General features: G+C 51.8%; 20 protein-coding genes. 5 read left to right on the forward strand and 15 right to left on the reverse strand.

Annotated features, from left to right (window positions below):
- Positions 1 to 221: 221 nt before the first annotated feature.
- From DFR60_RS24435 to DFR60_RS24450, 4 genes are read right to left on the reverse strand one after another with little or no spacing between them, the layout of a single operon-like run.
- Positions 222 to 1,685 carry a carboxylesterase family protein gene (locus DFR60_RS24435; protein ID WP_110325228.1) on the reverse strand — a complete coding sequence of 488 codons (1,464 nt, stop codon included), beginning with the start codon at positions 1,683 to 1,685 and terminating at the stop codon, positions 222 to 224.
- Positions 1,682 to 2,518 carry a creatininase family protein gene (locus tag DFR60_RS24440; protein WP_110325311.1) on the reverse strand — a complete coding sequence of 279 codons (837 nt, stop codon included), beginning with the start codon at positions 2,516 to 2,518 and terminating at the stop codon, positions 1,682 to 1,684. The genes DFR60_RS24435 and DFR60_RS24440 overlap by 4 nt, the downstream gene beginning before the upstream one ends.
- An 11-nt stretch (positions 2,519 to 2,529) precedes the next feature.
- The gene (locus DFR60_RS24445; RefSeq protein ID WP_110325313.1) at positions 2,530 to 3,465 is read right to left on the reverse strand and encodes an amidohydrolase family protein; all 936 of its coding nucleotides are present in this window, start codon (positions 3,463 to 3,465) and stop codon (positions 2,530 to 2,532) included.
- A gap of 17 nt (positions 3,466 to 3,482) precedes the next feature.
- Positions 3,483 to 4,865 (reverse strand): MFS transporter, encoded by a 1,383-nt coding sequence (locus tag DFR60_RS24450; protein WP_110325229.1) that lies wholly within the window; start codon positions 4,863 to 4,865, stop codon positions 3,483 to 3,485.
- Positions 4,866 to 5,063: 198 nt separating this feature from the next.
- Between DFR60_RS24450 and DFR60_RS24455 the strand changes: the two genes are divergently transcribed.
- Both DFR60_RS24455 and DFR60_RS24460 read left to right on the forward strand, forming a co-directional pair.
- A complete protein-coding gene (locus DFR60_RS24455) occupies positions 5,064 to 5,927 on the forward strand; it encodes an AraC family transcriptional regulator (RefSeq protein ID WP_110325230.1) in 864 nt (287 codons plus the stop codon).
- A gap of 347 nt (positions 5,928 to 6,274) precedes the next feature.
- Entirely contained in the window at positions 6,275 to 7,153 is an 879-nt protein-coding gene (locus tag DFR60_RS24460) for a hypothetical protein (protein ID WP_110325231.1), read from the forward strand.
- Between the two features lie 116 nt (positions 7,154 to 7,269).
- On the opposite strand, the gene fucO is transcribed toward DFR60_RS24460, so the two are convergent.
- Together fucO and DFR60_RS24470 are read right to left on the reverse strand one after the other, a co-directional pair.
- Positions 7,270 to 8,418 carry a lactaldehyde reductase gene (fucO, locus tag DFR60_RS24465; protein WP_110325232.1) on the reverse strand — a complete coding sequence of 383 codons (1,149 nt, stop codon included), beginning with the start codon at positions 8,416 to 8,418 and terminating at the stop codon, positions 7,270 to 7,272.
- A 205-nt stretch (positions 8,419 to 8,623) separates the two neighbouring features.
- Entirely contained in the window at positions 8,624 to 9,193 is a 570-nt protein-coding gene (locus DFR60_RS24470; protein WP_110325233.1) for a TetR/AcrR family transcriptional regulator C-terminal domain-containing protein, read from the reverse strand.
- 530 nt (positions 9,194 to 9,723) lie between these two features.
- On the opposite strand from DFR60_RS24470, the gene DFR60_RS24475 reads away from it, so the two are divergent.
- Entirely contained in the window at positions 9,724 to 10,407 is a 684-nt protein-coding gene (locus tag DFR60_RS24475; protein WP_110325234.1) for a CatA-like O-acetyltransferase, read from the forward strand.
- Here the strand turns inward: DFR60_RS24475 and DFR60_RS24480 are convergent.
- Together DFR60_RS24480 and DFR60_RS24485 are read right to left on the reverse strand one after the other, a co-directional pair.
- Positions 10,389 to 13,025: a cation-translocating P-type ATPase gene (locus DFR60_RS24480; RefSeq protein WP_110325235.1), complete on the reverse strand. Its 2,637-nt coding sequence runs from the start codon at positions 13,023 to 13,025 to the stop codon at positions 10,389 to 10,391. The two genes, DFR60_RS24475 and DFR60_RS24480, sit on opposite strands and share 19 nt — an antisense overlap.
- A gap of 323 nt (positions 13,026 to 13,348) precedes the next feature.
- Positions 13,349 to 14,041: a YoaK family protein gene (locus DFR60_RS24485; RefSeq protein WP_167437720.1), complete on the reverse strand. Its 693-nt coding sequence runs from the start codon at positions 14,039 to 14,041 to the stop codon at positions 13,349 to 13,351.
- A gap of 177 nt (positions 14,042 to 14,218) precedes the next feature.
- Between DFR60_RS24485 and DFR60_RS24490 the strand changes: the two genes are divergently transcribed.
- Positions 14,219 to 15,667, forward strand: a complete 1,449-nt coding sequence (locus DFR60_RS24490; RefSeq protein WP_110325237.1) for an MATE family efflux transporter — start codon at positions 14,219 to 14,221, stop codon at positions 15,665 to 15,667.
- 94 nt (positions 15,668 to 15,761) lie between these two features.
- Positions 15,762 to 16,658, forward strand: a complete 897-nt coding sequence (locus tag DFR60_RS24495) for a DUF4261 domain-containing protein (RefSeq protein WP_110325238.1) — start codon at positions 15,762 to 15,764, stop codon at positions 16,656 to 16,658.
- 116 nt (positions 16,659 to 16,774) lie between these two features.
- Here the strand turns inward: DFR60_RS24495 and dcd are convergent, their stop codons facing one another.
- The 7 genes from dcd to DFR60_RS24530 form a co-directional block, all read right to left on the reverse strand.
- Positions 16,775 to 17,293: a dCTP deaminase gene (gene dcd / locus DFR60_RS24500; protein WP_110325239.1), complete on the reverse strand. Its 519-nt coding sequence runs from the start codon at positions 17,291 to 17,293 to the stop codon at positions 16,775 to 16,777.
- 12 nt (positions 17,294 to 17,305) lie between these two features.
- Entirely contained in the window at positions 17,306 to 17,539 is a 234-nt protein-coding gene (locus tag DFR60_RS24505; protein WP_002603638.1) for a hypothetical protein, read from the reverse strand.
- 131 nt (positions 17,540 to 17,670) lie between these two features.
- Positions 17,671 to 18,378 (reverse strand): YkgJ family cysteine cluster protein, encoded by a 708-nt coding sequence (locus tag DFR60_RS24510; RefSeq protein ID WP_110325240.1) that lies wholly within the window; start codon positions 18,376 to 18,378, stop codon positions 17,671 to 17,673.
- A gap of 16 nt (positions 18,379 to 18,394) precedes the next feature.
- Positions 18,395 to 18,919, reverse strand: coding sequence for an anaerobic ribonucleoside-triphosphate reductase activating protein (gene nrdG / locus DFR60_RS24515; protein WP_110325241.1), 525 nt, complete (start codon positions 18,917 to 18,919; stop codon positions 18,395 to 18,397).
- 44 nt (positions 18,920 to 18,963) lie between these two features.
- Positions 18,964 to 21,093, reverse strand: a complete 2,130-nt coding sequence (gene nrdD, locus DFR60_RS24520; protein WP_110325242.1) for an anaerobic ribonucleoside-triphosphate reductase — start codon at positions 21,091 to 21,093, stop codon at positions 18,964 to 18,966.
- 348 nt (positions 21,094 to 21,441) lie between these two features.
- Positions 21,442 to 22,062 carry a flavodoxin family protein gene (locus tag DFR60_RS24525; RefSeq protein ID WP_110325243.1) on the reverse strand — a complete coding sequence of 207 codons (621 nt, stop codon included), beginning with the start codon at positions 22,060 to 22,062 and terminating at the stop codon, positions 21,442 to 21,444.
- 41 nt (positions 22,063 to 22,103) lie between these two features.
- On the reverse strand, positions 22,104 to 25,280 hold the full coding sequence (locus tag DFR60_RS24530; RefSeq protein WP_110325244.1) for a DEAD/DEAH box helicase: 3,177 nt from the start codon (positions 25,278 to 25,280) through the stop codon (positions 22,104 to 22,106).
- Positions 25,281 to 25,301 lie beyond the last annotated feature (21 nt).

A 25,301-nucleotide genomic window follows, 5' to 3' on the forward strand; every position in this document is an offset into this window, starting at 1 on the left:
TTGCAGGGCATTAGCAGTTCTTAACGCGCTGAAGTTTTCGTTCAGGGGAAATCCCCACCTGTCTGAGCACAGCGAGTTTGGGGATTTTCACTGGTTTTTAGAAAAATCCTGCACGTTTAGAAATGCTTATGCCCGAAACCGGAACTGGAAACGGAGCACGCGTCAGCCGGGACAGACCGGGAAGCAAGGGCAGGCGGAGGCCGTAAACTTTAACACGTTATTTATTCACCAACAGAAGGTTTCGTTCGCATGGTATGGTTCAGCTTCGCAATGGAGACGTATCCCATCGCCACAGTTTTATCACCGAAACGCATGACGCGGTTCTGGCCCTTTTCCATAGGGAGCCATTGGGGAAGACCGCCGCCGTTGGGATCTCCGGTGCGGATAAAATTGGAAAAGTAATACACCATACAGTTCGAAAGCTCGCGGTCCCAGGCTTCAAACGGGCGCCAGCTGTTTTCCAGCGTACCGAATTCATACCACAAATCCGCGGAATGCCAGGCGCCCCTGTCATCCCCCGGCAGCTGCCTGTCAAAGAAGAATGCATAGGAGGGGCATCTTCCCAGGTCAGACTGCAGTCTTGCCCATCCCTTTGCCATCTTATGTACAATCGGAGGAACGATATCCTCACTGGTAGAGCCCATGAGATAAGGGATCTCGTGAGCCCCGCCGTCTCTGACGATTTTCATGGCCGGCTCCGGCAAAAAAGCATCGTCCACAATCGGGCCGCAGACCATGGCCGCGTCGGGGCGTTCCTTCGACAGCGCATTAAAGGCTTCAAAGATTACAGAGGGCTCTGCTTCCCTCATCCCCGTTCCGCACGCCTCGGTCACCCGGAGGTCCAGCTCACGCCAGAATGGTTCCACATCCTTCAGGGACGCGGCGGCGGCAAATCCTTCCCTCACACCGCCGCCGCTCATCATAATGGCTCCGCGGATGTCCCCTTTCGTCAGCGGAGAGAGGCAGTGCTGCTGCACGCTCATGGCGCCGGCCGACTGTCCCATCAGGGTGATCCGGTTCGGATTGCCGCCAAACGCGGCGATATTGCGGCGGACCCATGATAAGGCTGCCATCTGGTCGTACATGGCGTAATTGCCGGCATGTCCCGCCTCATCCTTCCACTCCTCCATGCAGGCAAATCCAAGAGGTCCCAGGCGGTAGTTGATCGTCACTACAAGGATTCCCTGACGGCAGTAGGCCGCGCCGTCAAAATGTTTCTCATGGCCGCATCCGCCCTTGAATCCGCCTCCGTGAATATAAAACAGAACCGGTGCATTCTCCGCCTCCAGCGGCGCCCAGATATTTAGGAACAGGCAGTCCTCGCTGTAGGTGTAGGACTCGCCCTCGCGGAATTCGTGGTAATAAAACGCCTTTTCCGGTACCTTTGCCTCATCATAGAACGCTCTCGGCTGATAAGAACAGTTTCCGAACCGGTCTGTCTCATAGATGCCGTCCCAGTGCGTCACCTCTTCAGGGTACTGGAAACGTTTGGCATTTGCATAGCGGATTCCTTTATAGACAATGCAGTCTCCCTTTGCGGAGACAGTTCCTCTCACAGCTCCGCACGGTGTCCCGATCAGCTTCGACGATTCGCCGGACTCCGGCTGTAACTCTGATTTCATCATTTCCTGTTTCATTTCTTTCCCGATTTCCTTCTCTGTTTCTTTCTCGATTTCGTCCGTCATCTCTTCTGCCCGCCTGCGGCCGGAATCCAGGGATACCGCTTCATAACCTCCTGCTCAAAGGCTTCCAAAGACCTCATTTCCTCTGTAATGGTTCTCATATCCAGGCGCTTTACGATCTCATTAATCAGCATCTCCCCTTCGTCCGCCAGTTCTTTTCTCCTGGCCGCGTCAGGGATCGCAGGTGTACTCATATGATCCTTCGCGTCGCCAAAGCAGTAGCCGATGCTGCCGCTCTGGTAAGCCAGGCCGAACAGATGGTCAAACGGCTTCGTCGTCTGCGGCTCCTGATGGCAGTATCCTGTGGTAAACGGAACATCCTCCAGACGGCCCATCATCTGGTACGCGCCGACTGTGATGGCATGAAAACTGTCCATTGTCTTGAATAAATCCCGTGCACTCTGGAACATCTGCATCGTCAGATCCATATACAGAATCGGGACGCCGGTCTCATCAAAGAAATCCCGGATCATTGGACAGCAGGTCATATGGGCGGGGCCGTGAAAGCTGACGTAAATCTGGCGCTTGAAGCCCTGACGGAGAAGACTTCTCGCAATAGCTCCCAGATAGTCGATGCCTTCCCGCACGCTGACCTGAGTCGTGCCGCGTCCGATGGCCGTGGCCCCGGCGTAGAAATACGGCAGTCCCGTCAGCACCAGCCCGTCGGCCGCTTCCGCCATCCGAAGGGCGAATGCCTCGCTGATCACTGTTTCGCTGTCAAGGGGCAGTCCCCCGTGGAGTTCCACCGTTCCCACCGGAACAATGATGACATCATTGCGTGTCAGATACGTTTCTGCCTCGTCATTCAGCATCCGTGGCAGAATCCTCGTTCTCATTTCCTTCATTCCTACTCTCCTTTCACCATCTTCTCTTCTGTTTTCTCATCGGTCTTTTCTTCTGCATTTACAGCCAGCTTCCGGCCCAGCCCAAAGATACGTTTTGCATTGCCTCTCACAATGGTCTGACAGGCGGTGAAGGAGAGCGCTCCCTCCTCCACCTTCTGATCCAGCCATCCGCCCAGCGGAAATTCCATATCCACATTTACCATGTCCGTTCCAAACATCAGCCGGTCCTTCCAGGTCTCCAGAAACGCCAGGCCGAACGCCTCATCCCGCATCATGGCGCATCCGCCGCTGTTGGCCGACAAATCTCCATACAAATTCGGATATTTTTCAAACAGCTGACCCAGCCGGCCGCCGGGCGTCACCGGCCCTTTTCCCCACTCATACCGCTCTTCCCGGGATTCCCCCGCGCCGCCCGATATCTCGTGCCAGAACGGCTGGCTGTGGCCGATAAATATCAAATTGGGGTACTTATTTAAAGCCCGTTCCAGAAGGGGCAGCCCCGGCTCATCCACCACACCGTACTGGAAGCCTTCCTCCGGGCTCATATGAAACAGCACCGGCAGGCCAAGGGCTTCCGCCGCCTGAAATACCGCCTCTAAAAACGGATGATCCAATCTGTGGTTGACAGCCAGTTCTCCGACTCCGACGGCGCCCTCTTCGCGGTACTGCTTTAACCTATCGTATACCGTCTCCGGTTCCGTCTCATCCAGGCCGCACATCCAGGCATACCGGTCCGGATACTGTTCCGCGATTCTTCTGCACGAAGCGTTGGAGCCGAACATCGCCTGTTTCTCGCCCGACGACATGATGATTCCAAACCCGATTCCAAGTTCATCCAGATGCGGCAGCATTTCTGCCCCGCTGGATATCTTCATTCCCAGCCCGTCGGGAATCGGACGTTCACTCAAATGAAGATGAATATCGATCTTTTTTTCCATTCCGCTTTCTCTCACTCCTATGCCTGTTTCTCGCCCTCATCTCTCCGTTTCTTCAGTACCGCGTACATTTCCGTCGTCTTCTTGTTGGTCAGGTTGTATACGAGTCCGATGCCCAGAAGCTCCAGCACGCAGGTCGCTACCGGAATAAAGGTGCAGAGGGAACGAATATGACCGGCGACAGCGGCAGTCTGTGCCTCAATACCGGAAATATAGCCGATCGCGCCCAGTGAGAAGGAAGCGATGGTGGATGCCAGCGTGGAACCGATCTTTCTGGAGAATGTGTAGATGGAGTAAAGGCTTCCGTCGCTGCGCTCTCCGGTCTGGTACTCATGGTAATCGATGCAGTCCGTAACAAACGCCCAGATCAGCATGGTAAATGCCGTCTGTCCGCTGGTCGCCAGGGTGTTAATCACCAGGAATAAGTACACGTTCTGAATCGGCATCATAAACAGAATCAGGGAAATCACAAGGTTATAACCGGAGCATACTAAAATGACATTGCGTTTTCCATATTTCTGGCTCAGCTTCGGAATCAGCGGGAAGAATACCAGCATAATCGGAATACTGATTAAGGACACCAGTGTCAGCACCTGCGGCGCATGGTAGAATTCTTTGTAAAGGTAACTTCCCAGCTGGCTGTTGCCGGTGATGAATAAAAGGCTTCCTACCGTTGCCAGCATAACGCCCAGCATCGGGCGGTTCTTAAATACACTCTTTAACACCTTGCCGTAATTGAACGTCTCGCCTTCCACCTTCGGCTGACGAACGCGCTCTGTGGTAAAATGCAGCAGCAGGCAGTAGCAGATAATGGATAAGATTCCGAATACCACCGCTACCTTGAAGAAACCACTCGGCACGACTTCGCCCGCTTTGTTGAATACGAACTGAGGAACCAGTGAAATGGCTCCGATTCCGACGATCGTGCCGCCGATGGAACGGGCTCTGGAAAGCTTCGTTCTCTCGATCGGGTCATTGGTAACAACAGAGGCCATGGAGCCAAACGGCATGGAAGTTCCGGTATAGCTCATTCCGTATACGATGTAAGCAAATACGACCCAGACGTGCTTCGCCAGGGAACCCCAGCTGCTGACATCAGCAAAACACAGCAGTCCGGATATAGCCAGCGGAATCATTGCAATCTTAATGTAGGGTTTGAATTTATCCCCGCTCTTTCCTATCTGCCATCGGTCCGGAAAGGAACCGATCATCGGATCGTTAAATGCATCCCACAGTCTTGCAAACAGGAACATACTTCCCATCCACGCCGCCTTAATTCCCAGCACATACGTACAGAATGTGAGGAAAAATGCATCGACATACAGGTTCACAAAGCTGCCCGCCATATCACCGCATACATATCCGATCTGGTCTCTGATTCCAAATTTTCGTATCTCTTTCATAAAACCTCTCCTTTTCTTCCCATAAGACTTGAATTTCTTATGTTCATTTGTTATAGTTCTATTATATTGTGTAGTTTTAGCAATTTAAATTGCGCATCTTGCATTATACATTGTAATTCTTGCAAATAAGTTATAAGGTTTTATTTATTTTCAATAATATTCTTTCAACTTTTTATGCATTTTAACCATGGAGGTCCTATGATTAATATCTGGAAAGAAATACAGATGGAGGATTCCTGTACGGAAATCCGCATTCAGACCAATACAGACAATAGCGGCCATGTTTTCCTGCACAGCCATACGTTTTATGAGATCCTGCTTTGCAAAAGCGGCAATATCCAGTATCTTTTAGGGGACAAGCGATTTCGCATCCAACAGGGGGATATTCTGCTCATTCCGCCCGGAGTCAGTCACCAGCCGCTCTTTCCGGAGACGCTTAAGGAACCGTATTCCCGGTATGTCATCTGGATCAACGCCGCCTACTGGCATCAGCAGTGCGAGGAATTTCCGGATCTGAATTTTGCCTTTGAGCAGTGTCAGAAGCGCGGGAGCTATCTTCTGCGCTCCACCCGGGCGACATGGTCAGGGCTCTTTTCCGCTGCTTCCGCCGCCTTAAAGGAGACAGAAGAGCAGAAGCTGGGCTGGGGATACTGCACCCGGACCGCAGTCATCAGCCTCATGGCCCACATAAGCCGCACCTATTACTATCAGGATCTGCAGATGCCGGCCGCGGAAAAAAGTGTTCTGGTGGATGATTTATTCCGCTACATTGACGAACACTTAAGGGAGAAGATCACGCTGGAAGGGACGGCGAAGCATTTTCTCGTGAGCCCCTCCACCATCTCCCACACCTTTCAGAAGAACATGCAGGTGTCCTTCCATCACTGTGTGATCCAGCGCCGTCTGATCGCGGCCAAAAACGGAATCCTGTCCGGAGTCCCGCTCCAGGAAATATGGGAGAGCTGCGGTTTTCCAGACTACTCTTCCTTCTACCGTTCCTTTAAGAAGGAGTATGGCATATCGCCGCGGGAATTTAAGAATTTCCATCGCCATGATACGTAGAAGCATTATTGTGAAGATGCGTGCTGAAACTGTGTATTTACCTGATCTGGGAAACCTGGTTTTTCATATACTGCGGTGAACCCAAGAGTACAGCATAAGCAGAATTACTATTATTTTAAGTAAATAATACTTGACTTTTTCATATATCTGTCATACGATTATCCTATCCCATTTCCGCATTCTGCCGGAAAGCGGTGATGTTCTGAATATCTCAAACAATCTCAGAAAATATCCCTGAAATCATGAAAAACCGGATTAAAGGCAGGTGATGCGTTTTGATTATTTAAGTATGGAACTCTTGAAACTGTCCGTTTATTTACGTATAATAAAAGGAGAAAGAAAAAGAAATGGAAGAAATCGCATATCAGAACAAGGATATTACCTCCAAGCTGATGGCGGAGACATTAAAAGGCAGAAGTCTCGCTGCTTTCGGACTTCCGGAGCTAAAGATTGTGGATATCCTGCCTACGAACCTGCCCGTCATTGAAAGCAATGAATTGAGGCTGGATAATTTATTCCTGTTAAGCGACGGTTCTTTAGCCATCATCGACTATGAATCCTCCTTCAGCAGGGAAAACTTCGTAAAATATCTCAATTACATTGCCAGAGTCATCCGCCGTTTTGCGATTCGCCGGGAACTGAAAGATTTAAAGCAGCTCAAGATGGTGGTCATCTATACGGCCGATGTGGAGCGTGCAGAAGAACGATATGATTTAGGCGGCCTGATCCTGGTCGTAGAATCCGCCTACTTAATTCATTTAGACGGCAGTCAGATCTACCACCGCCTGAAGAACAAAATCGACGCCGGAGAAAAACTGACGGAAGAAGAATTGATGGAACTGATGATTCTGCCGCTTACCGTAAAAGGAAAAAAGCGCAAGCAGGAAACGATTGAAAAGGCCGTAAATCTCGGTAAACGACTGCCTGACAGGGAGGGCCAGCTGAAGGTAATAGCCGGAATCCTGACCTTTACAGACAAAGTCATTGACCGGGCATACGCGAAAAAACTGGAGGAGGAGATGCAGATGACATTAGTCGGACAGATGTTGATGGATGAAGGGTATCAACGAGGGATGGAAAAAGGCATCCAGGTCTTTATTCAGGATAATGTTTCCGAAAACGTCCCGAAACAGCGTATTATTCAAAAGCTGCAGGCCAATTTTTCGTTAATGGAAGAAGAGGCCATAAACTATTACACCATTTTTTCAAAGCAGACACCAAACTAAAGAGCAATTAATAAAAAGCGCCGTTTCATCAATGACTCTTCATCGATGAAACGGCGTCTCCGCTCTATTAATCTTCTCTTACACTGCAGTTTGTCCGAACTCCCGCCCGGCCGATCTTACATCAGGCTCTTATACAGCGCAATAATGTCTTCCAGACTCGCATCCTTAGGATTTCCAGGTGCGCACGCATCTGCCACAGCGGACTCAGCCAGGAACTGAACATCCTCTTCCTTAACGATAGCCGTTAAGTCAGCCGGAATTCCAACGTCCTGGGACAGCTTCTTAACTGCCTCAACTGCCGCTTTGCGGTACTCTTCCACGGTCATGGTCTCGGTTCCCTCTACACCCATGGCCTTAGCGATGGCACGGAACTTCTCACCCGTAGCATCTGCATTGTATTCCATAATGGTCGGAAGCAGGATGGCATTGGCCACACCGTGCGGTGTGTCGTATACGGCGCCCAGGGCGTGAGCCATGGAATGAACGATGCCAAGTCCGCAGTTAGAGAATCCCATACCGGTTAAGTACTGGCCCAGAGCCATGCCTTCACGGCCTTCCGGCTTATTCTCAACCGCATCTCTTAAGCTGGAAGCGATCTTTTCAATCGCCTTTAAGTTAAACATGTCTGTAATCTCATTGGCTCCCTTTGTGGTATAGCCCTCGATCGCATGGGTCAACGCATCCATACCTGTGGAAGCAGTTAATCCCTTCGGCATGCTGGACATCATCTCCGGATCAACGAAAGCGACAACCGGGATATCGTGTGTATCAACACAGACGAATTTGCGTTTCTTCTCAACGTCGGTAATTACGTAGTTGATGGTAACTTCTGCCGCCGTACCCGCTGTCGTCGGAACAGCCAGAATCGGAACACACGGATTCTTGGTCGGAGCCACGCCCTCCAGGCTTCTGACATCGGCAAACTCTGGATTAGTGATGATGATGCCTACGGCCTTGGAGGTATCCATGGAGGAACCGCCGCCGATTGCGATAATATAGTCTGCACCGGATTTCTTGAATGCCTCAACACCGGTCTGTACGTTTTCAATGGTTGGGTTTGGTTTGATGTTGGAATAAACCTCGTAGTCCATTCCATTCTCTTCGAGAATCTTTGTCACCTTCGCTGTTACGCCGAATTTTACCAGATCAGGATCGGATGCAACAAATGCCTTATGGAACCCTCTCTTTGTTACCTCTCCCGGAATTTCATTGATTGCACCTGCGCCGTGATACGATGTTTCATTCAGAACGATTCTGTTTGCCATGATAATCTCTCCTTTTCCTATCTTTTATGGGTCTTATGGATACCATTTACTTTCTGTTATTATTTTAACAAAACCGGTCTGAAAAATAAAGTTACAATCCCCTTCGTTTGTAACAAATGTTACAAATCCCGCAAACTGTAACTTTATTTCTATACAATATCAATACATCCCGTACCAACGGCCAGGCAAAGCTCTCCGATCCGCATTATACGAGACCTGCCTCCTGAAACACAGCCGAAAGCCGCGGCGGCATGGCTTCCACCAGGCTGGCCGCCATCTCCCCCGGGGTCTGCTTCATGCCGCTCAGGACCCATTTCACAGTCATATAGACGGATCCGCGGCAGTACATCTCCAGCAAAAACTGAATCTCCTCCTCCAGAGGCTTATGGGTCTTACGCGTGATCAACTCCCTATAGAACCCCATAATCAGTTCAAAATCGTGTTCCTTCAGGGAGTTGTAATCATCCGAACGGAAGGCCTCGGTGAAGAACACCTTCTCCTTCTTGATAAATTCAAACTTCTCCTCCAGGCTCTGGCAGACCGTCTTCTCCACGCCGATCCGGGCAAAGGATTCCAGCACCAGCTTATCGAAGTACCAGTTGATCAGGTCATACTTGTCCTTAAAATTCCGGTAAAAGGTCTGACGCGTCATATCACAGCCATCCACGATATTCTGAACCGTGATTTTGTCCACTGGCGTCGTCATCATGCACTGCTTGACAGAGTCTGCCAGCCGGTATTTTGTTTTCTCATTCTTACTTACATAAGCCGTCATTCTATGCTCCTGTATCGTTTATTCACACGAAGACAACAGGCCAAGCGGGCATGCGGGCATGTCCAATTGGCAACTGCCGTGAGTGTCTGACTTCTTTTGTGTGCAGGTTTTTCTTCATCCTACCATAAAATACTAATTTTTTCAAATGGAACAGGGATAACACCGGCAGCCTAGTAACAGTTCAGCCCTCGCTTCCAGCCGCCGCGGTCCGTCCCGGTGCTTTCGTTTCCCGGACCTTTCCTGTGACTTTGCAGGGCATTAGCAGTTCTTAATGCGCAGAATTTTTCGTTCAGGGGAAATCCTCACCTGTTTGAGCGCAGCGAGTTTGGGGATTTTCACTGGTTTTTAGAAAAATTCTGCACATTTAGAAATGCTTATGCCCGAAACCGGAACTGGAAAGGTCCGGGAAACGAAAGCACCGGGACGGACCGCGGCGGCTGGAAGCGAGGGCTGAACTGTTACGCAGTCTACGGAGCGTTGATTGTATTTTCATTGGAAGTCCCTATAATAGAGGAAAAGGAGGTATCACAATGGATCAAACTGTTAAATTCACACCGCTCGACATGCAGACATGGCCGAGGGGGCAGATGTTTTACTATTTCTCGAAAATGGCTCCGACCGGATATTCCCTGACCGTCGATCTCGATGTAACGGCGATGAGAACGGCTCTGAAGCATGCCGGTATCAAGTTCTTCCCGGCTTACTTATGGCTCGTCACCAGGACGCTTCAAATGCAGAAGGAATTCAAAATCGCCGAACTGGACGGACAGGTTGGCTGCTTCGACACACTCACACCGCTTTACGCGGCCTTTCATGATGACGATAAGACCTTTTCCTTTATGTGGACGGAATACGCAGATGATTTCATGGCGTTTTATCAGGCCTACCTGGACAACCAGAAGAGGTACGGCGGCAGTCACGGCGTCCTGGCTCAGGCCGGGCAGACACCTCCAGCAAATGCCTATACCATTTCCTGTGTTCCCTGGGTATCATTTAAGCATTTTTCGGTTCACTCCTATGAAAACAAGCCATACTATCTTCCGTCCGTTGAGGCAGGCAGATTCTATGAAAAAGACGGCAGAATTATGATGCCTCTCTCCATTACCTGCCATCACGCGGCGACCGACGGATACCATATCAATCGCTTTCTGGAAACCCTGCAGTCCGAAGCGGAGGCATTTGCAGAGGATGTTCCTCATTTCCGCCTCCTCTGAAGCCATTTCGTCCCCTCTACAAACGGAACAATGCAGACGGCCAGTCCGATTGCCACCGCATACTCGGTCAGGGAAATGTGTTCAAATTCAAACGCATCGGACAGGAACGGGACGTAGATGACCACGGTCGTGCACAGAAAGGAAGCCACCATGGACAGCCACAGCCACGGATTATGATGTTTTAACGTAAATACCGACTGACTCATAGACCGCATGTTGAAGGAGTGGAATATCTCCGTCATGGACAGAGTCAGAAACGCCATGGTCATGCCATCCGCACTGTTCGTAATCTCCCACACGCCCGCCTCCAGATAATGGCCGATCAGATACGAAGCCAGGGTGATTACGGTCACCGCAATTCCCTGAACCACCACATTAAGTCCGACCCCGCCTGAGAAAATCCCTTCCTTCGGGCTGCGGGGCGGCCGGTTCATGACGTCCTGTTCCGGCTCCTCCATGCCCAGCGCCAGCGCGGGGAAGCAGTCGGTAATCAGATTGATCCAGAGGAGGTGGACCGGCTTCAGGACGACAAAGCCGAGAAGCGTCGCAAAAAAGATGGACAGCACCTCTGATAAGTTGGATGACAGGAGAAACTGTATGGACTTTCGAATGTTATCGTATATTCTCCGCCCCTCTCCCACCGCTGAGACAATCGTGGCAAAATTATCGTCTGCCAGCACCATATCCGCCACATTCTTCGTCACATCGGTTCCGGTAATTCCCATTCCCACACCGATATCGGCATTCTTGATGGAAGGCGCGTCGTTGACTCCGTCTCCCGTCATGGCGGTAATACAGCCTTTCTCTCTCCACCCATTTACGATTCTCACCTTGTGCTCCGGCTGGACCCTGGCGTAAACGGAATACTTTTCAATCTCATTGCCGAAGTCCTCATCAGATATCTCGTCGAGACCAGCGCCTGTGATGGCCTGTTCCGGTGATGTGATGATGCCAAGCTGCATGGCGATGGCCACCGCCGTGTCTTTATGATCGCCGGTAATCATAATAGGACGGATTCCGGCTCTGCGGCACTCTTCGATGGCAGGCAGCACCTCGGGGCGCACCGGGTCGATCATCCCGGTGAGACCGAGGAAACAGAGCTTCTGCTCCAGCTCTCCGGCCTCCCAGCCGGCGGGGCGGGCTGTGTACTCTCTCGCAGCAGCCGCAAGAACACGGAGAGCCCGGTCGGCCAGCGATTTATTGGCAAGAAGAATTCTTTCCCTGTCCTCCTCACGCAGCGGAACGGCCCTTCCATCCGACAGTATGTGAGTACAGCGTTTCAGAACCTCATCCGGAGCGCCTTTCGTGAACTGAATCACGGTCCCATCCGCCTTTTCATGTACGGTCGACATCATCTTCCGCATGGAATCGAAGGGTGCCTCACCGATCCGCACATACTCCCGTTTTAAGAGGTTCTGGTTAAGTCCTGCGGACCATGCGTAGGCTGCGAGAGCCGCCTCGGTGGGTTCTCCCTCCACCTCATTCTTATCGTTTAAATAAGCGTCGTTGCAGAGTGCCATGGCCGCCGCCAGTGCCGTCTCGTCGGATCCGGTATGTTCCACGACGGTCATCCGGTTCTGCGTCAGCGTTCCCGTTTTGTCAGAACAGATGATCTGGGTGCACCCAAGAGTCTCCACGGCCGTCAGCTTCCGGATGATAGCATTTTTCCTGGACATGTTGGTGACGCCGATGGAGAGCACGATGGTGACAACGGCCGCCAGCCCTTCCGGTATGGCTGCCACCGCCAGGCTCACGGCGATCATAAATGTATCCATGACCGTATGCCCGGAAATGGCCGGATAGGCGCGCAGTAAGCTGACTGCAAATATAATCACGCAGATGCCGAGCACCAGCACGCTGAGAATTCGGCTCAGCTGGGAAAGCTTTCCCTGAAGCGGCGTCTCATTATCCTTTGTCTGAGTCAGGGCATCCGCGATCTTCCCCATCTCCGTATCCATGCCGGTGCCTGTCACGACCGCTGCTCCGCGGCCATATACGACCGTGCTTCCCATGTAGACCATGTTCTTCCTGTCGCCCAGTGGAATGTCCTTCGTCCCCTCCTCCAGGGAAAGAACGCGTTCCGTCTTGAGAACCGGCACCGACTCCCCGGTCAGGGCGGCTTCTTCCACCTTCATGCTGGCGCACTCCAGAATCCTGCCGTCTGCCGACACCGCATCTCCGGCCTCCAGGACGATGATATCGCCGCGCACAAGCTCCTCGCTCCGGATCGTCTGCTGCTTACCATCCCGCATTACTTTGGAAGTGGCCGCCGCGATCTCCTGCAGGGCAGCTATGGCTTTCTCAGCCTTGCTCTCCTGCGCCACTCCCAGCACCGCATTGATGAGAACGACGATCATAATAATGATCACATCCGCAAACGACTCCCCCGCATAGACCGCCGTCATTCCAGAGACCACCGCTGCAACAATCAGAATGATGATCATCGGATCGGCCAGCTGACTCAAAAAACGCCTCCAAAGCGGAACCGGCTTCGCCTCCTCCAGCTTATTCTTTCCATCTGCCATAAGTCTGCCGGCCGCTTCCTCTGCACTCAGGCCTGTCCGTTTCGTATTCAGTTTTTTCAGAACTTCCTCCGAAGTATCCAAGTATCCCTTCATCACCGCACCTCCTGTCATTCGTCCGGTTGTAAGAGGGAACCGTTTCCGCCTGCTGTAAATAAGGAAAAGACTCATATACAGCGTGTATACTGTATATGAGTCTCATTCTTTATAGATAAACCAGGCCGCCGCAAAGCCGCCATGCTGTTGATTTATCTCGCCTGTGCCATATGCGGAATTACTCCCTCAAATATCCTGTTAACTTAATGTAACTGTATCACAAACCCGCTCCGCTGTCAATCCAGACCTCGCTCGCCCTCGATGTCTTCTTTAGCCAAAAAACCCGCCGCGAGCGGTGGAGTTTTTGACCCTCGCGGCAGTCGTCAGATGGACCCGCAAGCGCGCCCACCTGACTCGTTGCTCGCGGGAATAAGCATAATACAGAAACAGACAAACAGAAAACCGCAGGATATCCAGATCGTCCGCTCCTCAAACAGGGAAGTCATGAAGCTTCCAAGCGCTGCGCCGATACCAAAGACGAGAATTACGCCGTAATACCGGAGACATTTTTCCAGACAGCCCTTTTCCTTCGTATGGCGGTAGCGGTACAGCATCTCCGTCGCGCTGCGCAGATTGCCGATGCACATCGTGCTGGCATAGGCGCTTCCCTTCATCTTCCGGAACGCCTCCACCTGCATGGCGCAGACAAAGGACACCAGAATATTGGCCGCCATGTTCATGGACTGCGGGAGAAATCCCACCACAAACAGGAGCAGTATCTCCAGCACCACCACGATCTGGCGCCAGTGCAGCTTCCCGTACTCCCGGTAGATACCGCGTATGACCTCCGATATGTAGATTCCGCCCGCAAAGGCCAGCACCGGCACCAGGTACCGGAAGGCATCCGTAAAGTCTCCGTTCATCGCATTGTGTCCCAGTAAAATGATATTCCCCGTCTGGGCGTTGGCAAAAACCTTCCCGCGGGTGTAATACGTATAAGCATCCTGAAATCCACCGGACAGAGTCAGAAAGATACCGGTCGACATCGCTTCCGACATTTGACCATGTCGTTTCATCCAGACATCACCATCCCTTCGGCCTATACTATAGCACAAAGGAACCGGTCATGTCAAAAAAACCGTACTATTTTGATGATTGGTCATGAAATTCGTAGATTTCCAAAGCTCCCGGTTATATGCTTATATACAGATCCATCGGAAGCAATGGCATATACATCAAAGGAGGAACGATTCATGTCCAGGCAATTGTTACCAAAGGCGGTGCTCTCCGCAAAAGATCAGCATTTCCGGGAATTTGCCCTCCACGACAACATGTGGAAGGTCGTTCTCTACGTCGGAACGCCGCTGGCCCTGTACCAGAGTTTAAATCAGCTCTTTAAAATCTTTGACTCTATGATGGCGGCCCATATCAGCGCCGGCTCTGTGTCCGCCGTGGCCTATTTATCCCAGATCAGCCTGATGCTGTCAGCCCTGGGAGGCGGCCTCGCCATCGGGTCCAGTCTGAAAATAAGCGAAGCCTACGGTGCCGGTGATTTCGATCTGGTAAAGAAACGGGTCAGCACGCTGTTCGCCATGTGCGCGGTCTTAGGCGCCGTCATTCTGGCTCTGCTGGTTCCCTTCACGCCGTGGTTTCTCCGGCTTGCCCGGACGCCGGAGGCCTTTATCTCGGAAGGGACTCTGTACTTTCGGCTGGAGCTCTTCGGCATGGTCATCAGCTTCTTTAACAACATTTATATCGCCATTGAGCGGGCACGTGGAAATTCCGGCAGAATTCTCCGCCTGAATATGGCCGTTATCGCCATCAAGATGTCCTCTACCGCCCTGTTCGTCTACGGATTTCAGTGCGGAATCAGCATGATTTCCACGGCTACAATCCTTTCCCAGCTGTTTTTGCTGGCTGCGGCTGTGCGAAATATGAATCAAAAGGACAACGCATTCGGCTTTTCCATGAAAGCGGTCTCTTTGAAGCCCGCTGTCACATTTCCCATGATCGGACTCTCCATTCCGGTCATTGCAGAGAAGATGGCCTTCTCCTTCGGCAAGGTCATCATCAATTCCATGAGTACGATCTACAGTTCGCTGACCGTGGGAGCGCTGGGAATCTCCAACAACATCGGCGGCATCACCACCATGCCGCAGAACGGCTTCCAGGAAGGCGGATCGGCCATTATCAGCCAGAGTGTGGGAGCAGGAAAGCCCCGCCGCGCGCTGAAGGCCTTTGGATGCGTTCTCGCCGTCAACCTGGTGATCGGGATCGTGCTCATGGCCTGCTCGCTGTATTTTCTGGATGCGCTCAGCCGCCTCTTTGCCGGCCATGATCCGGCGTTTCAAAAGATGATTATCTCCATCTACCGCTTCGAGGCGCTGGGGGCGATTCCGCTGGGCGTCACCGCGTCCGTCATGGCCCTGTTGTATGGCTTTGGAAAGACGAAACTGACGCTGGCCATCAACTTCTGCCGCGTCTTCATCTTCCGGGTTCCCGTGCTCTGGTTTCTGCAGAGTTTTACTTCCATGGGAAGCTTAAGCGTCGGGGTCGTCATGGCCGTCAGCAACATTGCCACCGGCGTCTTCGCCTTAATCATCGGTGCTTATGAGATTGTGCGCATCTGCCGCCGTTACGAAATCCCGCTGTCTGCCCCATTTCCTTTCTCCGGTTTTCAAAAAGCCTGGGGGAAATCTTAAGCAAATAGTAATGGCCTTTTTCTCAAAATACGGTATACTGGAGGTAACGGCGGAGGAATCCGCCTCCTGCCGACAGATACAAAGGAGAACGCATATGGGATTATTTAAAAAGAAAAAAGAACCGAAAGAAGAGCTGAAGCAGAACCTTGAGGAAAAAGCAGAATTTCAGAACCTTTATCAGATCTATCTTCTGTTTGAAGAAAAACCGGTTAAGCCGGAGGCCGGGATCATACGCACGGCTCTGGAAGAAACCTTCGGCGCGATCGACATCGTGTCCCCTTCACCGGCTCTGACCTCTTTTGCCGTAAAAAAATATCTGGCACAGTTTAAAGACGGCGCCCTGCCGCCCCAGGTCGTCATGGGGGACGTTCAGGAATTCAAGCAGGACTCCATTGACGCATTTTCCCGGAGCCAGCTCTGGGATGTGGCCGACGGAGACGCTCTTTTGGAGCGGTGCCGGTATGAGATTTTTCTGTTTGACATGATGGCTGCCGTGCTGGAATACAAGGAGCGCTGTGAGATGATGATGGACTGGATGGAGACAGCGGTCAGACTGTTTCCTGACTGCACTGCGGTCTGGATCAAGCCGGCCGGGAAACTGTTTACCGCAGATCAGATCAGGGAACACAAAATACCGCGTGAAGACCGTTTCATATACTTTGGCGTCAACGCCCGCCTTTTCAACATCTCCGGCAGCGACGACAAGGTTGTGGATACCCTGGGTCTCTATGCAATCGGACTCCCTGACGTCCAGTACCATTTCCGGGGTCTGGAGCCGCAGGCCGTCGTAAACCATGCGTATAATGCGGCCTCCTATCTCTACGCGGCCGACGCGCCGGTCAAGTCCGGTGAGACCATCGACGGAATCGCAGACGGCCGGATGAGCCGGGAGGTCCAGTGGAGATGCCAGTACGAGGACGCCCTAATCCAGCCAGTCCGGGTGGTCATGGACATCTGCCCCGGGGAATACGCGGCGGGGCATAGGGAATAAGCGGTTGTGACCATAAAAAAGGAAGATACTGCTTCAGGGACTCCTGACTCTGCATCTTCCTCTTTTTATTATCCGGTTTTCTTATATTATCTCTTACATCATCTCTTATACCGTTCTCACCCAAAGTCCTTATACATGAGACTGGCTTGAATCCCACTGTTATTCTGATACTTTCCACTGCTGTACAGATCGTATTCCCCATCAATATCATGGTAATAGATCTGGCAGATCTCCACATTCGGATATATTCTGACCGGCTGCACACAGAAAATCTCCAGCGTCCAGTACCCGGCGAAGCCAATATCGCCAAAGCCTGCGGTCACATGGATAAAGAGTCCCAGCCTGCCCGTGGAAGAACGGCCCTCCAGCATGGGGACATAGCGATCCGTCTTCGTAAATTCGTTGGTCCTTCCCAGATACAGCCTGTTGGGTTCCAGAAGAAGCCCTTCCTCCGGAATCACGATCCGCTTAGTCGGATTGGGCTTTTTCATATCCAGCTCATCCTGCTCGTAAACCAGAAGTTCATCCGCCAGAGACAGGTTATAGCTGTTAGGATTAATTCTCTTTTCATCAAATGGAGTAATGATGATCTCTTTCCCCATGTGCTTTAATATTTCTTTTCCCGAAAGAATCATGATTCATGCCCCTCATCCCAGATAGTCGCCCAGCTCCGCCTCGTTCTTCTTCCCATAATGCTTCATCAGATCCCGCTTTTCCGCGGAACTTAAGCTGTTCCAGAGCTTCTGAACCCTCGGGTCCTTAAAACCGATGTAGGGAACGCCGTTTTTCTCACATTCATAGGATGACAAATAATGATTCAGCGCACTCCACTCCACGAAAAAACTGTTAATTTTTGTGCTAAACCTCTTTACCTTCGCCATAAAGGTATTCCTCCCCTTCGGACAACCGTCCTGATACTTTAGACCTGTTTGTGCCTTGCCGATTCCATTGCTTTAAGTATATCACAGAGACTGCCGGCAGGCAAACAGGGATTTGGGAACCTTAAGTATTTTTACAGAAAATTAATAAATTCCTCCCGCGCAGCCGCCATGCGCGCCTCAAACTGCTGATAGAAATCCAGCTCCTTCTGAAACGAAATCATATAGAAAAGCTTAAGCACCCCCATAGCAGTCCGCTTCCTCGCATCTTCCCCACCGGCCTGTTCTGATCCCTCTTCCGGTTTCCGCTCCGGATTCTGCTCCCGTTTCTTCTCCAGTTCCCTGAGGAAGTAATGCCACTCCACAATATAGCTCTCATAACGGCCCATATCCGGAGTATCCATCCACTTGCGGATCTTGACCTTCGTCTTCTGCTCCTTCCGGCATTCGTGAATCTGGTTAAAATACCGGAAGCCGTGGTCCTCATAGATTCGGCCAAGCGGAAACATCCGGCAGATTCCCGGTCTGAAGGGATGAATCCGGCAGCGCCCCTCCTCGTTTAAAAAGGTGCAGGCCTCCCCCTCTCCGGACATCTTCAGGTTTGGCAGAATTATGCCATCCACCAGATTCAGCTCCACTGCCTCCGCCAGCAGCCCCTCAAAGGACAGGCCGAGGCCCGTCTCCAGCCGAAAGACGTCATAGGGATCTAAAACAATGGAACTTCCCATGCCCCGGCAGCAGGCGGAACAGCCGCGGCAGTCGTCACAGCCCACCTTCACCATGTCGCTGCTGCCATACAGTTTCCCATCTGATATCTCTTCCAGGCTGACTTCCCGTTTCATCCAACCTATTCCCCCTTTACCTATCCATTTCAGCAAACAGCTCCGGACAGCCCGGTTCATGAATCTGCAGCACTCGCTGATTGCTGCTGCCCCGGAATTTCAGTTTGAGATCGTAAAGCTCCTGGTCGAATTCGCCATCCACCAGGATATCGATGCACGCAAGAAATTCGGGCGTCACCTCGCAGTGTGCCCGTCCCTCCTGCACCAATAGATCCGTCTCGTACGTATAACCGGTGTAGCACCAGATCGTCTTCTCCGGATACAGCTCCTTAAACCGGAGAACCAGAGGCAGAAGCGCCCGCTGGTTCTCCGGCTCCATCGGCTCTCCGCCCAGCAGAGACAGACCGGATATATAGCTTTTTCCACAGGAATCGAGGATCTCCTGTACCGCCTCGCCCGTGAACTCATTTCCATAATTAAAATCCCATGCGATCTCATTAAAACAGCCCCGGCACCGGTGAGTGCAGCCGGACACAAAAAGGCTCGTCCGCACTCCGGTGCCGTTGGCAACGTCACAATGTTTGATATCGGCGTATTTCATGATATTATTGCTCCTCAAATGTAACAGTTCAGCCATGCATCAGACTACAGATGAAGCACTCTGGCCTTGATTTCCTTTGTCTTTCCGGCATTCCAGAAATTCTCGCCCAGGTAACCGCAGGTTCTTCTGGTCACGTTCATCTTGTCCTTGTCCTTATTATGACACTGCGGGCATTCCCACTCCATGTCCTCATTGATGATGATCTCACCGTCGAAGCCGCATTCCTGGCAGTAGTCGGATTTGGTGTTGAACTCCGCATACTGGATATTGTCATAGATAAATTTGACCACTTCTTCCATAGCCTCCAGATTCTTCGCCATATTCGGAACCTCCACGTAAGAGATAGCGCCGCCGGAAGAAATCTTCTGGAACTGGCTCTCAAATGTAAACTTGCTGAACGCGTCGATCTTCTCTCTCACGTCCACGTGGTAGGAATTCGTGTAGTAGCCCTTGTCCGTCACATTCTCTATCTGGCCGAAGCGCTCTCTGTCGATTCTGGCGAAACGGTAGCAAAGGGACTCAGCCGGAGTTCCGTAAAGGCCGAATCCAAGACCGGTCTCCTCTTTCCAGCACTCAACCGCCTCTTTCATGTGGTTCATAACGCGGAGGGCAAACTCCTCTCCCGCCGGGTCCGTGTGGCTGACTCCTTTCATCAGCTTCGTCATCTCGTAGATACCGATGTATCCTAAAGAGATCGTGGAGTATCCGTCATGAAGCAGCGGATCGATCTTCGCCCCCTTCGGGAGTCTGGCGATCGCTCCGTACTGCCAGTGAATCGGGCTCACATCGGATAATGTGCCTTCCAGGGCCTTATGCCTGCACATAAGCGCCTCGAAGCAGATGGCAAGACGTTCGTCTAAAAGCTTCCAGAAAACCTCCTCGTCGCCCTTTGCCAGGATTCCGATCTGCGGAAGATTCAGGCTCACAACGCCCTGATTGAAACGGCCTTCAAATTTATATTCCCCGTTCTCGTCCTTCCAGGGAGATAAGAAGCTGCGGCAGCCCATACAGCTGAACACATTGCCCTCATAGTTTGCCTTCATCTTCTTCGCGGAAATATAATCGGGATACATACGCTTTGAAGAGCAGCGCACCGCAAGCTTCGTGATGTAATCGTATTTTCCGCCCTTTAAGCAGTTATTCTCGTCCAGAACGTAGATGAGCTTTGGAAATGCCGGTGTCACATAGACGCCCGCCTCATTCTTGATCCCTTCCAGTCTCTGGCGCAGAATCTCTTCCACGATCAGCGCGTTCTCATCGATGTATTCATCCTCGTCGTCCAGGCGAAGGAACAGCGTCACAAACGGCGCCTGGCCGTTGGTCGTCATCAGGGTGTTGATCTGATACTGGATCGTCTGAACGCCTGATTTCAGTTCATCTCTCAGACGAATCCGCGCCATCTTCTCCACCGCCTCGTTATCCAGGCTGTCGCCAAACTCTTCCCGGATCTGTCTGTGGAATTTATTGCTGCTCTTCCTTAAATACTTACCAAGATGTCTCATATCCACGGACTGGCCGCCATACTGGTTGCTGGCCACCGCCGCGATGATCTGGGTCATAACCGTACAGGCCACCTGAAAGCTTTTGGGGCTCTCGATCATCTTCTCGTTCATCACGGTGCCGTTATCCAGCATGTCCGCGATATTGATGAGACAGCAGTTAAAGATCGGCTGAACAAAGTAATCCGCGTCATGGAAATGAATCGCTCCCTGTTCATGGGCCATGGAAATGCGTTCCGGCAGAAGCATACGCTTCGTCAAATCCCTGGATACCTCTCCGGCGATGTAATCCCTCTGTGTGGATGCCAGAATCGTATTCTTATTGGAATTTTCCTCCGCCAGCTCCTTGTTTTCATTCCGGATCAGCTTCAGGATCGATTCATCCGTCGTGTTCGCTTTTCTCAGAAGCGCCCTCTGATACCGGTAAATCATATATTTTTTCGAGAGAGTGTACTTGTTCTGCTTAACCAGGCGGCTCTCAATCATATCCTGAATGCTCTCGACATGGACAACATCCTCACATTCCTTCTCCACATCATCCAGAATACCGTCAATCAATGCCTCCCCGGCGCGTTCTGCCGCGTCCACTTCCGCATTCGCCTTCTGAATAGCCCTTACAATCTTCTCTCTGTCATAATTTACAATTCTGCCGTCACGTTTCTGTACCTTAATCATCGCTGTCTCCTTATTCCCTTTAATCCATATTCTACTTTATAATACTGCTAAAAAATAACACAGCAGCTGTTACTTTGCCGTGAAATCTTCTACATTTTGCGTATGTAATTATTTCCTCACCATATATAGTGCTTTTCCATTATACAACAGATATGGCAAAAGTAAAGGCCTTTTTCTCTTTTTCTTTCTCTCTAAAGCCCTGAAAAAACACATCAGCGCTCTCCGCAGGCCGTTTCCGGGGCATTAAAATTTTTTCTCAACGGAGTCAGTACACAGCCGAAGAACCAGCGGGCAATGAAAGGATTGCTCCTTCCGCCGCCCGCCGGTTCTCCGGCGTAACCTCCAGTTTTAACGGATAAAGTTAGTCTTAAGCTTCTGCTCCGCTTCCGGCGTCGTGATTCCTGCCGCCTTACCCGCCTCGATGCAGCGAAGCATCCACGCCATATTCTTCCCCAACGTGCGCATGATCTGCAGCCCCTCCAAATCCTGCTCTACGTCCTCCGGCGAATTGCCGTGAACCATGTTCCAGTACTGGGACGATACGACCGGCATCTGGGAAATCGTAAAGTATTTATTCAGGGTATCGAGCGTAGCCGTCGTTCCCGCGCGCCGTGCAGAAGCCACCGCGGCAGCCGGCTTGAACGCAAAACAGCTTCCCGCGTAGAACAGACGGTCCAGAAAGGAATAGAGGGAGCCGTTAGCCGACGCATAGTAGACCGGAGAGCCGACGATCAGTCCATCCGCGTGCTCCATCTTATCCAAAAATGCATTGACCGGATCTCCCTTGAAGACACAGCGGCCCGTCGCGGCGCATTTGCCGCATCCGATACATCCATGAACGGCCTGATTGCCGATATGGACGATCTCCGTCTCGATTCCCTCCTTCGTAAGAGCCCCCGCCACTTCCGTGAGCGCACGGTATGTACAGCCCTTTTCGTGAGGGCTTCCGTTTAACAGCAGTACTTTCATCTTAATCCATCCTTTCTTTTTCAACTGAAAATAAGCACACCCTAATCTAGTCCAACCGGCGCATTTACGCCGGGGGACACCAGCAGGCCGATGAGATCATCCTTCGTCAGGCTGCCTAACGAGACGGTGCCTTCTGTTATGATCTGTTCCGCCAGATTCTTCTTTGATTCCTGAAGCTTTAATATATTTTCTTCAATGGTTCCCTTCGTAATCAGCTTAAACACGGTTACCTGCTTTTCCTGGCCAATCCGGTGGGTACGGTCCGTCGCCTGATTCTGCGCCGCCACGTTCCACCATGGATCGTAATGGATAACCACATCCGCGGCCGTTAAGTTTAATCCCGTTCCTCCGGCCTTCAGGGAAATCAGGAATACCGGCACACCGTCGTCCTTAAAGGAGTTGACCATGTGAAGGCGCTCTTCCTTGGGTGTCGCACCCGTCAGAATATAATATGCCATCCCCTCTTTTTTCAGCCGCTTTTCGATGATTTCCAGCATCGATGTAAACTGGGAAAAGAGCAGAATCTTATGGCCGCCCTCCACGCCGTTCCGGATCAGATCGATACACGTCTCGAGCTTGGCGGAGCTGCCGTTATAGTTGCTGTAGCAGAGATGCGGATCGCAGCAGATCTGGCGCAGCTTCGTCAGCTGAGCAAGGATCTGAATCCTGTCGGAGCCGCCGTCTCCGGCCTGCTCCAGCTGCTGTCTGACCTGCCATGCATTGGCGGTGTACAAATCCTTCTGTTCCTTTTCGAAGCCGGAATAGATAACATTCTCCAGCTTATCGGGAAGTTCCTTCAGCACATCCTTCTTTAAGCGGCGCATGATAAACGGACCGATCATACGGTGCAGCCCCTTTAAACAGGCTTCATCCTGATCCCGCACGATGGGGAGCTCATACTCCTTCTTGAATCTCTGATAGGAAAACAGGAATCCGGGCATGAGGAAGTCAAATATACTCCACAGCTCGCTGAGCCGGTTCTCAATCGGCGTTCCCGTCAGGGCGAATCTCGTTCTGGCATTCACCGATTTAACCGCCTTCGCGCTCTGGGTCGAGGCGTTCTTGATATACTGTGCCTCGTCGATGATCTGAAAACGGAATTCCTTTTCCTCGTAAAAGGCGATATCCCGCTTCAGCAGATCGTAGGAGGTAACTAATATCTCCCCCTCCGAGGCCGCATTCAGAAGTTCTTCCCGCTCCTGTGCGGTACCGCTTATTGTACGGACTTTCAGGGTCGGTGCGAACTGATGAATCTCATTTTCCCAGTTGTACACCAGGGACGCCGGGCAGACGATCAACGCGGACGTGTCCGGCTCGCGGTTCCTCTCATCCAGGAGGAGCGCGATAACCTGAATCGTCTTTCCAAGGCCCATATCATCCGCCAGAATTCCGCCAAACCCGCAGGAATCCAGGGTCTTAAGCCACCGGAAGCCCGTTTTCTGGTATTCTCTCAGCACGGGACGGAGCGTCAGCGGTATCTCAAAATCACTGTCTTCCACGGATTTCATGCCGCGGACCACGGCCTTAAACAGCGCATCGCGGTAAAGCGTGATGCCTGTGCCCTCTTTTAAAATACCATCCAGATAGAGCGCCCGGTATTTGGGAAGACGAATCTTCTGACTCTGTAAATCCGACTTGTTGACTGCGAGGCCCTCCACCAGCTTCGCCACCGTCATCAGGCCGTTATCGTCCAGAGCCAGAAACTCGCCGTTTTTCATGCGGTAGTACCGTTTTTTCTGGCTGTACTCTGAGAGCAGCCTCGTGAGCTCGGCCCCCGACATTCCGTCCGTGTCCACCGTCAGCTCCAGCCAGCTGCCGCTGCTCTTCACACCGATGGAAATCTTCGGGGGCGGAAGAACCTTCAGTTTTTTAAAGGACTCCGACAAATATACCTCACCCTGAGCCATGAACTCGCTCATGCCCTCCGTTAAAAGGCGGTAGATGGCCTCCTCGTCGTCGCGGATCGCCGGATATTCGGTATCGTGTTCCTTGTATTTAAAATACTTTGTAATCAGCTGGCTGACCCGGAATTCTCCCGGCACATCCCGGCATACGGTTCTGGGAAGCTTCTCATCCTCCACCGGCTGAAACGAGTATTCTCCATAAGACAGAACCGGTTTTAAGACCAGGTCGTTCGGCCCCTGGCTGTCAAACTCGAATCTCGCTTTCAGTTCCTCCGGCTTGTATGCCTCCAGTTCCACGTCGCCTGCGTCGATCGTACTGTAGGCAGCGATCTTTTTCAGCACGCGCTCATAGAAAAGCGGCATATCCTTGTCATTCACTTCCGCCTCACAGTTGGAGCCGAAGCTCTTTATCATCTGTTCCAGGAAGACGTGCAGTGTGGCACTGCATGCTTCGTCACAGCGAAAGATCCGTTCCTTGTCCACCACATAGAGATGGCGCTCTCCCTCAAAGATCAGAAGCCCCTTGTCGATGGATACCAGGATGCCATCCCGTCCCTTTCTTCTGACTTTGACCGCCAGATCGGGATTATGATCCGTCACCGTCACCATTCTCTTGTGGGCACGGTAGTCCTCCAGTTCCAGCGTCTCGCCCATCATCAGGCTGAAGAAGCGGTCCCGGTTGCCCCGGCTCAGATTTAAGCCCCGCAGAGTCGGCAGGTTCGAAAAAGAGCTCTTCTGAAACTGTTCATAGTGCTCACAGTAAATGCCCACCAGCTCCATGATGAATTCCACCAGCGGCCTGCTCTCCTTTGCAAAGACGGACAGATTGTGGTGGAAGGCCAGGTTCTTCCCGTATTCCACCAGCGAACCGCTCTCTACTGCCCTCGTAAACGCCACAAGATCCTTGAGCACATAGAAACGTTCCCGCCCCAGACGGAATTCCAGCTTCACATCGCTTCGGTCCGCTATGATACGGACAGCCAGCTGCACCTGCTTTTCTTCTCCCTCAATAATGATCTGAGCCACTTCCCGGTTGGTGTACTCCCGGATCATGGTTCTGGCCTGCTGGGAGGTGGTGACGGGCCGTCCCGAATTCTCAGCCGCCTTTTCCCGGTACTCCCTGTAGAGCTCCTGACAGTGCGGACACATCCCCTTATAGGAATTTCCCTGCACACAGGAACAAGAGTAGTCATAAACCTGACTACCCTTGATATATAAATTAGCTTTATACTGTTTTCCCTGGTCTTCAACCAGGCCTTTTACGCCCGATTCGCCTTTCCAGAAGGCGCTTGTTGTCATCTGTGATACTTTCATAAGTTTTTCACATCCGTTCAC

This window comes from Hungatella effluvii (genome assembly GCF_003201875.1).
In the GTDB taxonomy this organism is placed as follows: Bacteria; Bacillota; Clostridia; order Lachnospirales; family Lachnospiraceae; genus Hungatella; species Hungatella effluvii.